We start from the raw sequence: 14289 nt of genomic DNA, 5'->3' as shown, positions 1-14289 counted from the left end.
CAGTTACCGATGGCTGCTATCCCTGCTGCAGGCACCCGGCGCGGTGCAGCGGCTAATTCCGGAAGCTGCGGGTCTGCAGGTTGACGTCATCCCGCTGGCGAATCTGCGGGCAGTAAACCTCGTCATCACTGGGCTGCTGGGTCGGGGCGTCAGCGAGAATGCGCTGTTGGACCCGCAGGCGAAGGGACTCGGTGAGTACCTGCGTTCTCGGCTGGTGTCCTTCCCACGTGAACTACTTGATACCGACAATCTCAGCGCGACATGACCGCTCAGCAAACTCGGGAACCGCGCACCAAGCGCGGTGAAATGACGCGGCAGCGGCTCATCTCAGCCGCCCGTGAGGTCTTCGAATCCCAAGGGTTTGCTTCAACACGCATGGGGGATATCGCAGCGGCAGCTGGTGTCAGTCATGGCACGGTCTATACCTACTTCACCACCAAGGAAGATGTCCTTGCCGCAACTCTCACTGAACTGGTCGCTGACTTGCGCGAATCGATCAGGACGGTGGATATGTCCGATCCGATCGAAAAGATCAGTACCGCCAACGCCCGCTACCTCGCGGCCTTTGGCGAGAACGCTCGGTTGCTCCGGGTGGTGGAAGAGGTGGCGCTGGCTGACCAGCGGTTCGCGCTCATCCTGGATGATCTGCGTCGAACCCATGTCGATCGAGTGGCTGCGCAAATCTCCCGACAGCAGGAGCTGGGACTCGCCGACGCCGATCTTGATCCCCAGATCGCGGCAGCTTCCCTATGCGCCATGGTTGAAGGCTTCTCTCGCCACTGGAGCGATATTGGCTCTGCCGCAGATCCCGATGGTCACCTGACGCTCACTCGCATCTGGCAACGAGCGCTCGGCCTTTCCGATCTCATCGACTCATCAATAAGTCCATCACCACAGGAGGAATCCCATGCAGTTCACAGCTGAACACGAACAATTCCGTAAGTCAGTTCGTGCTTTTGTCGAGAGCGAGATCAATCCCAATGTCGATAAGTGGGAGGAGGAGCGGATTTTCCCTGCCCACGAACTCTTCCCCAAACTGGCCGACATTGGCGGCTTCGGGTTGGAGTACGACGAGAAGTACGGCGGTCAGGGAGCCGATCACTCCTTCACCGTGGTGCTGATGGAGGAGTTGGGCTACAGCTGCGATTGCGCCGGCGTGCCGATGGCTATCGCGGTGCAATCCAGTATGGCCACGCCTTCATTGCACAACTTCGGATCGCCAGAGTTGAAGGAAAAGTATCTCAAGCCAGCAATGCTGGGTCAGCAGGTGTGTTCCGTCGCAGTGTCAGAGCCCGACGCAGGATCTGACGTCTCTGGCATTCGGACCAAGGCGGTGCAACAGGGTGACGAGTGGGTGATCAACGGCAGGAAAATGTGGATCACCAACGGCTCGCAGGCGGACTGGATCTGCCTATTGGCTCGGACCTCTGATGAACCCGGATTTGCGGGAATGTCACAGATCATTGTGCCCACCGATAGTCCCGGTTTCAGTGTCGGTCGAACTATCGAAAAGATGGGTAATCATTCTTCCGACACCGCTGAGTTGGTGTTTGAGGATCTCCGCGTTCCGGTGAGCAACACCATCGGCGAGGTGGGCCGCGGTTTCCAGCAGCAGATGATGCAGTTCCAAGACGAGCGCCTCGTGGGTTCCTATATGGCGGCCATGGGAGCACGGCGGGCCTTGGAGCGCACTATCGAATACCTGCAGGTACGTGAGGCGTTTGGAAAGCCGTTGCTTGCCAACCAGTACCTGCAGTACAACCTCGCGGAACTGATCGCCGAGGTGGACATGATGATCACTTACAACCGAGAAGCAGCCCGTCGATTCACTGAGGGTGAGAACGTCACTCGCGAAGCGACTATTGCCAAGTTCAAGGTTGGCAAACTCGCCCGTCAGGTGGCCGACATCGTGGTGCAATATCACGGCGGGATGGGCTACGCCGAGGAGAACTGGCCGGCCCGCTATATGCGGGACGCTCGACTGATCTCGATCGGTGGTGGCGCTGACGAAGTGATGCTGCGGATCATTTCGATGCTGGAAGGTATGGGCAAAAGATGAGTCCCGATATGCAGCCTACCGAGGGTGCTGAAAAGGTCATTTGTGACATCTCGGACGGCATCGCTGTTATCCGATTCAACCGGCCCGAGGCCCGCAACGCGCTCGATCCAGAGTCGATGCAGTTGCTGACCGAGCACTTGGAAAGTACCGCCAAGAATGCTGAGGTGCGTGCGGTCGTACTTACCGGCACCGGCGATACGTTCAGTGCCGGTGCTGACCTGAAGGCGGCGCTGTCTGGTGAGTCGGGTGGATTTGCCGCCAACGGACCTGAAGCGATGGGACAGCTGCTGACTCAGATTGCGGACCATCCCAAGCCGACCATCGCTAGGGTGCAGGGCAATGTATACGGCGGTGGCAACGGCCTCGTGGCTGCGTGTGACCTGTCAGTTGCCGCCGATGATGTTCGATTCGCCTTCAGTGAAGTTCGGCTGGGTTTGACTCCTGCGGTGATCTCGGTCGTGTGCCTGCCCAAAATGCGGCCGGCCGACGCTGCGGAGTTATTCCTCACCGGTGAGAAGGTACCGGCGCAGCGCGTGGCTGCTGCCGGACTCATCAACAAGGTTGCGGCGCGGGAAGAGCTGGACACCGCTGTCGAAGCCTGGACCGAGCAGCTGCGGCTGGGTGGTCCGGAGGCACTTGCGGGTACCAAGGAACTGATCCGGCGAGTGCCGACCATGGCGCGCGCGGACGCCTTTGCCTATACCGCAGAACTTTCCGGCGGATTTTTTCGCTCTGAGGAGGCGCGAGAAGGCATGACGGCGTTGTTCCAGCGGCGCAAGCCGGCTTGGGCCGAATCCGCAGGTGCTGAGCAGGAATAACAGCCATCCCGCGAAATTCATGGGTGCATCGTGATATCTCGCCCCTAGGTGAGGTTGAATAGGGCCGTGGCGAAAACGGTGATGGTGGTGGAGGACGAGCCGGAGATCCGGCTCGTGTTGCGCACCTTTCTAGAGGATGAGGGCTATGCAGTCCTCGAAGCTGATACCGGCGAGAAGGCCTTGAGCCTGGCACTGGATGAAATCCCCGACGTTGTGCTGGTCGATTTGCGGCTACCGGGAATCCACGGGTTAGACGTCGTCCGCTCGATGCGCGCAACCAGCACGGTGCCCATCATTGTGGTCACTGCCCAGGCAGACAGCCATGATGTGGTGGCTGGTCTGGAAGCAGGTGCCGACGACTACGTCACCAAGCCCTTTGTCCCCAAGGAGTTGGGCGCCCGCATCCGAGCGCAGCTGCGCCGGATTGCCACTGAATCCGGTGAGCAGCGGCAAGATGTTATTGCCTGCGGTCCGATTGTTATTCGCCCGGGAACGGCGGAAGCCTTCAAGGACGGCGAACCGTTGGCGCTTTCCCGAACTGAATTTCGGGTCCTGCAAGAACTTATCCAAGAGGGCGGCCGAGTCCTCAGCCGTGACGATCTTCTCCGTCGGGTGTGGGGATACGGTAACGCTGGCGACGGTCGGGTAGTCGACAACCTGATCTATCGGCTGCGCGCGAAGCTCGAAGTGGACGCGGCGAAACCGGATCACTTGGTTACCGTGCGCGGCTTCGGCTACCGACTGAAGCCGTGACCGAAGAACCGCGGCGCTACTGGATAGGCCGACGCGCAGGTTTGGCTAATCGTGTGGCGTTCGCCTTCGCGATGATTTCGCTATTCGTCGCGTTGCTCGTCTCGGGTGCGACTTACATCGGTACCAGCATTTATCTGCTGCAGGAACGAGAAGCTAGCGCGCTAAGCCGCGCCCAGATAGATGCGCGCATTGTTGACGCTGCCCTGGAAGAGGGAGTCAAAGAAGGTAGGGCGCTGGATCGCCTTGCAGTCAGCGAGGGCACCGACCAACTCTTGTTCGTAGATGGCGTCTGGTTTGCGACTAACGTCAGTTTGGTACCCGAGGACGACATTCCGCAGGACCTGCTGCTCGCGGCAGAAGCGGAAGGTGGGGCGATCCAGCGATTTGAAGACAGTACCGGCGACAAATTCCTGGCGATTGCTATCGCAGTAGACGGCGGGATCTTTGTCGACGTGTTCTCACTGGCGACTCTCGACCAAGTGCTGGGCATCTTGGGAGCCGTTGTGGTGGGCGCGTCGATCATCGCGTTGATCGTCGGTGGAATTGTCGGTAAGGCGGCTGGGAATCGCCTGTTGCGGCCACTGGGCGACGTGGCTGACGGTGCCCGGCGGATCACCGCCGGAGATATGAGCGCTCGCGTGCCGATTCCGCCTGATCCGGATATCTCCGCGATTTCGGTAGCGTTCAATGACATGGCCGCAGCGGTGCAGGACCGATTGGAGCGGGAACGCCGGTTCTCGGCCAATGTCTCACACGAATTGAGATCGCCGCTGACGGGCATCGTCGGCACCGCGGATTTACTGGAGCGCCGGGTTGACAACCTGCCGGAGCGGGAAGCGAACCTCGTGCTGGGGCTGGGTCGACAGGTCCGCCGCTTCTCCGCGATGGTGCTCGACCTATTGGAGATCAGCCGGATCGGCGGCGACCAAGTAGTGCAATGGGAATCTATCGACGTGGGATTGCTGATTGACGAACAGCTCAACTCACGTGGCTTGTCTCGCTCGTTGCGGTCAGGTGATGATTTCGCCATGATGTTGGATCCGCGACGTTTTGAACGGATCGTGGCAAATCTGATTGACAACGCGCAAACACACGGTGACGGGCTGAGTGCCATCGAGGTGGAACGGACCGGAACTGGAATGCGTCTCACCGTGGATGACTCTGGCCCGGGAATCGATCCTGAGGTGCAAGATCAAATCTTTGAACCCTTTGCCCGGGGGGACGGTACGCAGGTCGAAGGGGCGGGACTAGGTCTAGCGATCGTGGCGGAGCAGATCCGGCTACTGGGAGGAACCGTGGAAGTTGGCCAATCGCCGCAAGGGGGTGCCCGGTTCCTAGTAGAACTGGCCGAACGGAGTCCGACATGATCAAGCGTCTCCTGCTCCTGCTTATTGCGGTGGGATTGACTGCCTGTGGTGTGCCGACCGATTCTTCACCCCGTTCGCTGCCAACAGAGGTACTGGACGCCCTGAACTCCGCTGAGCCCGCTGAGGATACCGGCGGCGAGTTGGCAGAACTGTGGTTTGTTCGGGGTGAAAAGATCGCGCCGGTGGAACGGCGAGTGGAGCAGTCGCTCTCGTCAGAGGAAACCTTGCTGCTGTTGGAGGCCGGTCCAACAGCAGAAGAGAAGGAGGCTGGGCTTCGCACCGCCCTCGTTCCGGTGGCGGCGGATACGCCGCTGGTTGCTACTGCCGCGGCTAGCGGTCTAACCGTGCCAGCGGGAAACAAGCAAACTGCGGTGGTGTTGGATGATCAATTCTCGGAGCTACCCAGCGAGGAGCAGTTGTTGATCTTAGGTCAAGTGGTGTTCACCTTGGCCCCGGAGCCGGACGAGTCGGTGCTCTTTGTGAATAGTTCTGGCACACCGATCGGGGTGCCCTTACCCAACGGTCGGCTGAGTAGTGGTGCGGTCAACCGCTCCAATTATGAAGCGCTGCGGGGCTAGCCGACAACGACAGACCCACGTGAGCGGTGAGGGTGGGATTCGAACCCACGGCACGCAGTACGTGCACTGGTTTTCAAGACCAGGTCCTTAGGCCGCTCGGACACCTCACCTGTGTTGTATCTGATCCCAACCTGGGCGCCCAACTAATTGGATTTCGCCGCTTCGGCATCTAGGTACCGATTCAGGATACGCGCCAGCCGATTCATCTGGCGTACGTGTGCTGAGTCCCCGTCGGTTTGCAGTTCAGCAGGGCCAACGCCATCAGTGATGATGGCGACCGCGTAGCCGCGCAATAGCCCCATTTGCCGGGTATCGGTGTCGGCAGTGAGCCAGCCACCTTTAAAGGTCTTGGCCCCCACTGTGCCGAGCCCCCAACTGTGCTTTGGAATCGGTTTCATCTCTTTACGGACGAAGCGACTTGCTTCAGGTGAGACCACTTCTTTGTTGCGCAAGGCCGCCATGAACCGAACCTGTTCCTGCGGTGACCAACGATGCGATCCTTCGCGACTGTCGGGCCAGGGTTCCGTGGACTTATCACCGATATCGCGCAGGATTTCGGTCATCGGTTCGCCAGATCCGCCGGGGATGCGACCGCGCAGTGTCAGTAGGGCGTTCATATCGGAGGCCTGGAGTGCCTGCTTGATGAGGTTCTTGTCTGCCGTGGACAGGTTCGCCGGGTTATCTCGACCCACGGTTTTGATGTAGGCAAGCACCACCAGAACCTTCGAGGTCGACCACGCTCGAGTGTCGGACACTCGACCGACCTTGGTGACCTTACTTGGCTTGTCCAGCGGTGCGTAGACGATGGCGTTGCGGTCGTTGAGTTTGGGCAGTCGTGGTGATTTTACTGGTGCGGGCGTGGTTGGGGAAGCGGTCGGCCCCTCGTTCGCAGAAATACTGGGAAGGGCAGAGGCAGTCGCCGAGGGAGCGGGCGCCAACGCCTCGGGCGCGTCGGACTGGATCGCCGTGTCGCTGGCGGAGGTGGAGCAGCCGACTGTGCTGACGGTCATGACGAGCGCCAGACCGGCGGCAGCCCCTATTACGCCGGCAGCCCGTCGGTAGGTCATTGACGCTCACCTCCATCCTGCGCTCAGCGTAGCCTTCGGAGGTGATCTACGTGGTCGCGTGACTGCCACTGGCCGGTTCGCTAGATTTCTCGCGCTTGTCTTCGGCGTTCTAGCCGCTGGGAACTGGATAGGCCCTAAATTGGACGAGTGAGCGACGAGCACGATGAAAGATCCAGACGTGGACCTTTTTCCCGGATCACGAATGCGGCCGCCGGAGCGATTGATGTTAACGAGATCGTGGAACGGGTGGACGTCAATGAGCTGGTCTCGCGGGTAGATATCAACGAGTTGCTGGACCGAGTCGAGCCCGATGAACTACTCGACCGGGTTGATGTCAATCGATTGCTAGATCGAGTGGAGCCGAACCAGCTGCTTGATCGGGTGGATCCAGACCGGTTGCTCGATCGAGTTGATCCTGACCGACTGTTGGATCGGGTGGATGTGGATCGGCTCATGGACCGCGTTGACATCGACCGGCTGTTGGAGCGGGTGGATGTCAAGCAGGTGGTGGATAAGGCGGGTGTCGCTGACATCGTCGGTGACACCACTGGGCAGATGGCCGGTTCCGTTTTGGATGCCGGGCGACGGCAAGTCGTGGCGCTAGACGAGATTGTTGGTCGGGTCGGTTTTCGGGTGGTGGGTAAGGATGCAGACCAGCTTCCGGAGGGTCCGCCCAATCTCATTTCCGGGCAAGAAGCTGACGACAGGGGCCGAGGGATCGTTCAAGGGCATTACGCGGGGCCGGTGAGCCGTCTGCTGGCATTCCTTACGGATGTGGCCGTGGTGTTTGGGCTCTACACCGTCATAACGGCTGCCCTAATCTTCTTCACGAGCAACATCCTTGGCATCAACTGGGAGGCCACAGCCGTTCCTGGTTGGGTGGGATTGTTGGTCTACGTTGGCTGGATCTACACCTACGCCACCGTGTCTTTGCTGGTGGCCGGGCGCACGATTGGCAAGGGACTGCTTGGCTTGATGGTTGTGGACCGTAGCGGCAAACCGGTCAGCGGCAAGGAAGTCGTCGTCCGGGTACTGTGCTATCCCCTATCTTTCCTGTTCTTTGGTATTGGATTGCTGGGCATCATCTTTGGCAAGGAACGTAGTGCCTGGCATGACAAGCTCGCAGGTACAGCCGTCGTTTACGACTGGGGGACTCGATCGGCTGCTTTGCCAGCGCCATTGACTAGCTGGATCGATAAGAAGTCCTCGCCGAAGTAGCGGCTCGAAGTCTGCTGCCGTCGGCTCAGCCAAGTTTGCTCGCTAGGCTGCGGTCATGACGGTTTCGAAAGTTGCATTCCTGACCGCTGGCGGACTGGCCCCCTGCTTGTCCACTGCTTTGGGGAATCTCATCAAGCGGTATACCGAAGTAGATTCTGGCATCGAGTTGGTGGCCTATCTGGACGGCTACCAAGGTTTGTTGCGAGGTGACTCCATCCCGATCACCAACGAAGTGCGAGAACGGGCAGATGTCCTGACCCGCTTCGGCGGTAGCCCTATCGGGAACAGCCGAGTGAAGCTCACCAATGTCGCGGACTGTGTGCAGCGGGGGCTGGTGACTGAGGGGCAAGATCCGTTGCAGGTCGCTGCCGAGCAACTGACCCGTGACAAAGTCGACGTGCTGCACACGATCGGTGGTGACGACACCAACACCACTGCGGCAGATCTGGCGGCCTACCTGCATGACCACGGCTACGAACTAACAGTGGTGGGCCTGCCCAAGACGATCGACAACGATGTCTATCCGATCAAACAGACGTTAGGGGCCTTCACCGCAGCCGAACAGAGCGCGTTGTACGCCCGCAACATCGTCGCCGAGCATGGCGCGAACCCACGAGCATTGATCATCCACGAAGTGATGGGCCGCAACTGCGGTTGGCTGACGGCTGTGACGGCCCGGGTCTACCGGGAGTGGCTAGGCGAACAGCAGTGGGTACCCGACGTGCTCCTAGACGCGAAGCGATGGGATGTACATGCCGTCTACGTGCCCGAAATGGAGTTAGACATTGCGGCGGAGGCTGCTCGGCTACGCGAGTTGATGGATCGGATCGGTAACGTCACCATCTTCCTGTCCGAAGGGGCCGGAGTGGAACAGATCGTGGCTGAGTTGGAAGCCGCGGGCGAAGACGTACCACGCGACGCTTTCGGTCATGTGAAACTCGACAAGATCAACCCGGGGCAATGGTTCGGTGACAAGTTCAGTGACATGGTGGGAGCCGAGAAAACCCAGGTGTGGAAGAGCGGATATTTCGCTCGATCGGCACCCTCGAATGCCGCTGATCTAGAACTCATCGGCAAGTGCGCGGACCTTGCCGTGAGCTGTGCGCTTCGCGGGGAAAGTGGCGTCATCGGCGAGGATTTTGAGCGTGGCGATGAGTTACGAGCAATCGAGTTTCCGCGTATCAAGGGTGGTCGGCCGTTCGATATCGACCAACCCTGGTTCGAGGATCTCCTAGCGGCGATGGGCCAGCCCAAAGGCGGCAAAGTCGAGACTGGCCACTGAGCTTGTCAGTGGGTGAGCTGTTCGCTCAGCTGTTGGGCGGTATCGCTGTCGTGGCACTGCTATCGGTGGGAGTCGGGCTTACTGCGCCGCATTGGCCCGCGCGGTGGCTTTCCGGGGATTCGGGCCCGCTCCACCTCACCCGCTGGGATACCAGACAGCGGTATGAGCGCCTCGGGGTGCTGTGGTGGAAGCGACGTTTCCCGGAAGGCGGAGACTGGGCTGGTGGCGAGTCCAAGAATCAGTTACCGGATCTGCAGGATCGACAAGCGATAACGGGCTACATCGTCGAGACGCGCCGGGCGGAGTGGGTGCACTGGCTTGCCTGTTTGAGCTGGCTGCCGGTTATTTTTTTCGCCGAGTGGTGGTTAGTGCTGGTACTGGCAGTGCTCACGTTGATCGTGAACGCGATTGCAATAATGATTGTCCGCTACAACCGCCTGCGGCTCTATCGGGTTTTGGCGGAGTCAGCAGAAACTGACTAGGGCAAGATTCCGCTAGTCGACGTCTTCCAGCCGGAAACCGAGTTTAAGGGTCACCTGGAAGTGATCGACGTCATCCCGCACGTAACCGCGGATCTGGGTCACCTCGAACCAGTCGATGTGCCGCATGGTCTGGGAGGCCCGTGCGATGCCATTTCGGATTGCCTGGTCGACACCTTCGGGACTCGTCCCGACGATTTCGGTCAGGCTGTAGGTGCGGTTTGGCATCGGTTCCTCCGTAAGTGCGGTGCAACGCAGTGGTAATGATCTTGCTCACCAGACTAGAGAGTCATCGGCAGGTTTGCCCGCCCGCTTAACCGGACGTGGCAACTAGTCCGTGAAACGTGGGAGTACCAGAGTTGCAACCTGCGAGGAGCGAACGATTTTGTAGTTCATATCGCCCAGAAAAACCCGATGTAGGACACCACGAGAGGAGGGCACGATCAACAGGTCGTCTCCTGACCACGACACCTGTCCGAGGGCGTCTGCGACTGTGTCGCCCTCAACCACTTCTGAGGAGATTTCCAGCGGCCCAAGGTCGAGATCGGCCAATGCCTCCGCTTGTTGTTCCGAAATGCGCGCCTTGGCTGCCTCGATCATCTCTTCTTCATCCTTGGCGGACAGCGGTCCGATCATCCGATGGTTGTGCAGCAGGATGGTGATGAGATGCAGTGGTGCCTTTGAGCCGCGTGCGATTCTTGCAGCTCGTCGGATGGTTCGCTTTCCCTCCCGACCAGTAGCGACCGTAACGACGATCCGACCGATCTGCTCCACTTCGCGACGTCGATATCCGCCGGGGGTGAGGATGATGGGCGTGGCTGCACCATGAAGCAGTTGGTTTGCTGTGCTGCCGATCATGAAGCGATCGATGGATCCACCAGGAGCGCTACCAATCACAATCCACCGGCAGTCGTGATCGTGAGCGAACTCAGCAAGCCCATGCCCACTGGCGCGGTGACCTGAGATGCCGGTAGTGACATCGGTGATTCCTTGCCGATCAGCCATCTCTTGTGCTGCGTTAGCGACAATCTTCGCGGCCTGCGCCCGGGAGTGTTCCTCCCAGTCAAACTCGACCCCTGCCCGAGCAACGAAGTCATGGTTGTTGTCGTAGATGTGCACCAAAATGTTGTGTACGTCGTCGAAACTTCTGCCCAGGGCTGCCCCGAGCGCCATGGCATCCGCACTCGCATCGTCGTCACCGACACCGATAGCAATCTTCACATTGGCTCCCTGGTCGGGTGGTTGCACAGAAACGCTAGCGCTCGGGTGAGCGCGATGCCTTCTGACGGTTCGCCGAGGTACGGCGAAGAGCCGCAGCCGGCTGGCAGACTCGACCGGAGCTCCGGCACATAGCGAGGGTGGAATCTTGGTCGGGCAGGCGCTTGATGTTGGCGGAAATGGAGGGAAACCTCCCGCGCTGACGCGATCTCCGGCTCCCCAGTGTCCAAATTTGTTAGTGCCCAACCCGGGCAAGCCGGATCGGGCACCAACAACCGCGGAGATGGAGGGATTTGAACCCTCGAGAGGTCTTAAAACCTCAACCCGCTTAGCAGGCGGGCGCCATAAACCAGACTAGGCGACATCTCCACGCCACCGACGAACAGTGACGGCCTTAGGGTACCCGAAGCCCACCGTCGCCCCTTAGGCTGGCGAGGTGATCGACCGTTCCACCTTCTCCCGCATCTGGCATCCAGAGGCGGGTCACGACCGCGGCAAGGCACCCTATTTCGAGGGCTGGTACGTCAAACTGGTCGGTGCTGACCGAAATTTCCGGATGGCAGTGATCCCCGGCTTGTTTCGGTCCGCCGATGGCGCGGAAGAGGCCTTCGTCCAAGTTCTAGACGGTGACAGTGGGCGGAGTTGGTACGTTTCCTATCCCGCCAGCGAGTACCGGGCGGCTACCGACCGGTTCGGCGCCGTCGTAGGCCCGAACCAGTTCTCTGGCAGCCGGATCAACTTAGCCATCGATGAGCCCGACCTGCAGCTGGTCGGGGAGGTGGCGATCACCGATCCACTGGACCGGTGGCCGGTGACAGTTCGATCACCAGGGGCTATGGGCTGGTACGCCTATGCGCCAGCAATGGAGTGCTACCACGGGGTGGTGTCATTTAGGCATGGTCTCAGTGGTGAACTTCGTTTCAATGGAACTGCGGTCGATCTTGCAGGTGGCCGGGGATATATCGAGCAAGATTGGGGTCAGGCGTTTCCGGCGGCCTATGTGTGGATGCACTCCAACCACTTCAGCAATCCGGATATCTCGCTGCTTGCCTCAGCTGCCCTGATCCCCTGGTGGCGTGGGAAGTTTCGCGGTCTGTTGATTGGCTTGCGACATGGTGCGGATTTCCATCGGTTCGCCACCTACACCGGCGCCAAGACCGAGTATTTCAGCATCGATGACGAGCACGTTCGGCTGACGGTGAAGGACAGAAAGGACTATTGGCTGAACTTGGTTGCGGAACGTCGCGGTGGTGCTTTACTCCATGCACCTGTCCGCACTGAAATGCATCGCCGGGTTGAGGAGACCCTAGATGCCCGCATCCATCTCGCCTTCGGTCGCGGCGGCGAACTTCTCATGGAAGATACCGGCGAGGTGGCTGGGCTAGAGGTCCATGGCGATATTCCGACCCTGTTGGGAACGGCCGACCGGTAGCGGGCAGAATCAAGACATGTCCACCACCGGAGCTGCCGCCGTCGGGGCTGCGTCAGGTATTGCCACCGCTGGCGCTGCCTCGTTGCGACCAAGTCTCACCCCCCGGTCCACCCTGCACCAAGCACTGGTGACCGGGATGATGGCGACCACTGGTGCGGTAGCTGGTGCCGCTGTCGGAGCACTCGTTCGGCGCGGTCCACTGGGTGAGCGAGTAGGGCCGTTGTTGGGTACTGCTGTCGTTGTCGGCAGCGCGAGTCTGGCGCTGGTGAGAAGTCGACGAAATCTTCATGCTCATGCCGAGGCCCACACCGAGTGGGGAGACAGTTCCGGCAGCCCGGTGCTCGGTGCAGGCGCGGGAGTGGCCGCCGCTGCCGGTCTCACCCTTGCCGCCACCGTGACGAGTCGGGGAATCAATCGAGTAGCCGACCGGTTGTCAGAACGATTTGGCGGCCCTCGGGTGCTGTGGTCGGCTGCGGAGTCCGCGGTGTTGGCAGGCACCACAATCGTGGCGGGTCGGGCATTGGCCCGTCGAACCAAGGCGCATCTGATCGCCGAGGGTAAGGCGGCCGACTCAGCGCTGACTGCTGCCCCCTCGAATCCCTACGTTTCCGGCGGCGATGAATCCCTAGTCCGCTATGACACCCTGAGCCGCGAGGGCCGCAGGTTCGTCCACTGGCGGGTCTCTCGCAAGGAGCTAGAGGAATACGGGGCTGAAACGGTCCAGGAACCGTTGCGCATCTTTGTTGGTATCGATTCGGAGGCGACGCTATCTGCGCGAGTGGATCTGGCGATGGCCGAACTGGAACGTCTCGGTGCCTTTGATCGGAAACATCTACTGGCGATCTGCCCCGCGGGATCCGGCTATGCCAACTCGGTCCCAGTAGAGGCGCTAGAAATCTATTCGGCAGGCGATTGCGCTTCGGTAGTCCTGCAGTACGGCGTGCTGCCATCGATGTTTTCCGTCGATCGGATCCCGGATGCCGCCGACGGCTACCGGTTGTTGCTCGATCGAATCCGTGTCCGCATCGAAGAGTCACCGCGGCGGCCCCAACTCCACCTTTACGGCGAAAGTCTGGGTGCTCATATCGCGCAAGTGGCACTGACTCGTACCCCGAATCTGGTTGATGAAGAAGAAGCCGCAGTTATGGGAATCGACAGTGCACTGTTTGTGGGTAGCCCTGGTGGCACCGAACTGCGCGATCAGTTGGCCGATAACCCCCACGTAGTACACGTTGACCGTTGGGAAGAGTTGCCCGCCCAACCGCCTGCTGACTGCCAACTATGGTTCCTGGACCATGATGCGGATCCAGTGACCAGGTTTGAGCGGCAACTCATACGGTCGCAACCGCATTGGCTATCCCGAGCTCCCCGTGGCCGCAATGTTCCGCCAGATATGTCGTGGGTGCCGATTTGGACCTGGCAGCAGGTCTTACTCGACGTTGCCTACGCAACACAGTCGCAGTCGGGGGTGTTCCGCTCACTGGGACACGACTACCGAGCAGATCTAGCGCCGCTGGTAGCGGCAGCATATTGCCCCGAACGGCAGTCGAGCGCGGCTCGAGTTCAGCAAATCTTGGCTGAACGCGAGATCGCTCGGGACCAGTTGCTTTCGCAAAGTTGAGCCCGACCGCCGCCGCTGTCCCCGTTCGCAGAGCACAGTTTCAGTGGCATTATCGGGCGGGAGGCTAGACCCGACCATCGCATGGCTACAATGGCTGCGGGCGCCCGTAGCTCAACGGATAGAGCATCTGACTACGGATCAGAAGGTTGGGAGTTCGAATCTCTCCGGGCGCGCTCCACTCCCCGCGTGAAACGAGCATTCTCCTCGGACGTAGCCGGCTGGAAATCTACGTTTGACGTGGCTCCAGGGCCAACTCTCGATCCGGCAGGAACTGAGTTCGTAGTTCATTAGCGTTGATCGCTTGCCAGTTCGGTGACGATGTCGCGGGGACTGCTCGATCACTTCCCGGTGCGCAGGTCTGATTGGTTCTCAGTGAGTAGCAGTGCGAGGTACTCCT

General features: G+C 60.1%; 14 protein-coding genes and 3 tRNA genes. 12 read left to right on the top strand and 5 right to left on the bottom strand.

The features are described from left to right. Positions 1–261: 261 nt before the first annotated feature. The 6 genes from K0U62_06695 to K0U62_06670 all read left to right on the top strand — a co-directional run bounded on the left by K0U62_06695 (position 262) and on the right by K0U62_06670 (position 5575). Positions 262–924: a TetR/AcrR family transcriptional regulator gene (locus K0U62_06695; protein ID MCH9801204.1), complete on the top strand. Its 663-nt coding sequence runs from the start codon at positions 262–264 to the stop codon at positions 922–924. Then, positions 908–2059 carry an acyl-CoA dehydrogenase family protein gene (locus tag K0U62_06690; protein MCH9801203.1) on the top strand — a complete coding sequence of 384 codons (1152 nt, stop codon included), beginning with the start codon at positions 908–910 and terminating at the stop codon, positions 2057–2059. Before K0U62_06695 ends, K0U62_06690 begins: the two co-directional genes overlap by 17 nt. Continuing rightward, positions 2056–2877, top strand: coding sequence for an enoyl-CoA hydratase/isomerase family protein (locus K0U62_06685; GenBank protein MCH9801202.1), 822 nt, complete (start codon positions 2056–2058; stop codon positions 2875–2877). The genes K0U62_06690 and K0U62_06685 overlap by 4 nt, the downstream gene beginning before the upstream one ends. 81 nt (positions 2878–2958) lie before the next feature. Then, the gene (locus K0U62_06680) at positions 2959–3630 is read left to right on the top strand and encodes a response regulator transcription factor (protein MCH9801201.1); all 672 of its coding nucleotides are present in this window, start codon (positions 2959–2961) and stop codon (positions 3628–3630) included. After that, entirely contained in the window at positions 3627–4997 is a 1371-nt protein-coding gene (locus tag K0U62_06675) for a HAMP domain-containing histidine kinase (GenBank protein ID MCH9801200.1), read from the top strand. Before K0U62_06680 ends, K0U62_06675 begins: the two co-directional genes overlap by 4 nt. Further along, positions 4994–5575, top strand: a complete 582-nt coding sequence (locus tag K0U62_06670; GenBank protein MCH9801199.1) for a hypothetical protein — start codon at positions 4994–4996, stop codon at positions 5573–5575. Before K0U62_06675 ends, K0U62_06670 begins: the two co-directional genes overlap by 4 nt. 24 nt (positions 5576–5599) lie before the next feature. Here K0U62_06670 and K0U62_06665 read toward each other — a convergent pair. Further along, a tRNA-Ser gene (locus K0U62_06665) sits at positions 5600–5685 on the bottom strand. Between the two features lie 33 nt (positions 5686–5718). Next, positions 5719–6642, bottom strand: a complete 924-nt coding sequence (locus K0U62_06660; protein MCH9801198.1) for a hypothetical protein — start codon at positions 6640–6642, stop codon at positions 5719–5721. 147 nt (positions 6643–6789) lie between these two features. Between K0U62_06660 and K0U62_06655 the strand changes: the two genes are divergently transcribed. The 3 genes from K0U62_06655 to K0U62_06645 are packed head-to-tail and all read left to right on the top strand — an operon-like array spanning position 6790 to position 9624. Continuing rightward, positions 6790–7860, top strand: coding sequence for an RDD family protein (locus K0U62_06655; protein MCH9801197.1), 1071 nt, complete (start codon positions 6790–6792; stop codon positions 7858–7860). 55 nt (positions 7861–7915) lie between these two features. After that, positions 7916–9142, top strand: a complete 1227-nt coding sequence (locus K0U62_06650) for a pyrophosphate--fructose-6-phosphate 1-phosphotransferase (GenBank protein MCH9801196.1) — start codon at positions 7916–7918, stop codon at positions 9140–9142. 8 nt (positions 9143–9150) lie between these two features. Next, on the top strand, positions 9151–9624 hold the full coding sequence (locus K0U62_06645; protein MCH9801195.1) for a hypothetical protein: 474 nt from the start codon (positions 9151–9153) through the stop codon (positions 9622–9624). A gap of 12 nt (positions 9625–9636) precedes the next feature. Here K0U62_06645 and K0U62_06640 read toward each other — a convergent pair whose 3' ends face one another. The 3 genes from K0U62_06640 to K0U62_06630 form a co-directional block, all read right to left on the bottom strand. Continuing rightward, on the bottom strand, positions 9637–9849 hold the full coding sequence (locus tag K0U62_06640; protein ID MCH9801194.1) for a dodecin family protein: 213 nt from the start codon (positions 9847–9849) through the stop codon (positions 9637–9639). Positions 9850–9951: 102 nt separating this feature from the next. Next, positions 9952–10842, bottom strand: a complete 891-nt coding sequence (locus K0U62_06635) for a universal stress protein (GenBank protein MCH9801193.1) — start codon at positions 10840–10842, stop codon at positions 9952–9954. Between the two features lie 275 nt (positions 10843–11117). Beyond that, a tRNA-Ser gene (locus tag K0U62_06630) sits at positions 11118–11208 on the bottom strand. Between the two features lie 187 nt (positions 11209–11395). Between K0U62_06630 and K0U62_06625 the strand changes: the two genes are divergently transcribed. The 3 genes from K0U62_06625 (at position 11396) to K0U62_06615 (ending at position 14065) form a co-directional block, all read left to right on the top strand. Further along, on the top strand, positions 11396–12271 hold the full coding sequence (locus K0U62_06625; GenBank protein ID MCH9801192.1) for a tocopherol cyclase family protein: 876 nt from the start codon (positions 11396–11398) through the stop codon (positions 12269–12271). Positions 12272–12287: 16 nt separating this feature from the next. After that, complete coding sequence (locus K0U62_06620) at positions 12288–13892, top strand: alpha/beta-hydrolase family protein (GenBank protein ID MCH9801191.1); 1605 nt, start codon at positions 12288–12290, stop codon at positions 13890–13892. 100 nt (positions 13893–13992) lie between these two features. Further along, a tRNA-Arg gene (locus K0U62_06615) sits at positions 13993–14065 on the top strand. Positions 14066–14289 lie beyond the last annotated feature (224 nt).

The sequence above is a fragment of the Actinomycetes bacterium genome (genome assembly GCA_022599915.1).
Lineage (GTDB): Bacteria > Actinomycetota > Actinomycetes > S36-B12.
This window is presented reverse-complemented; position numbering and strand designations above follow the sequence as displayed.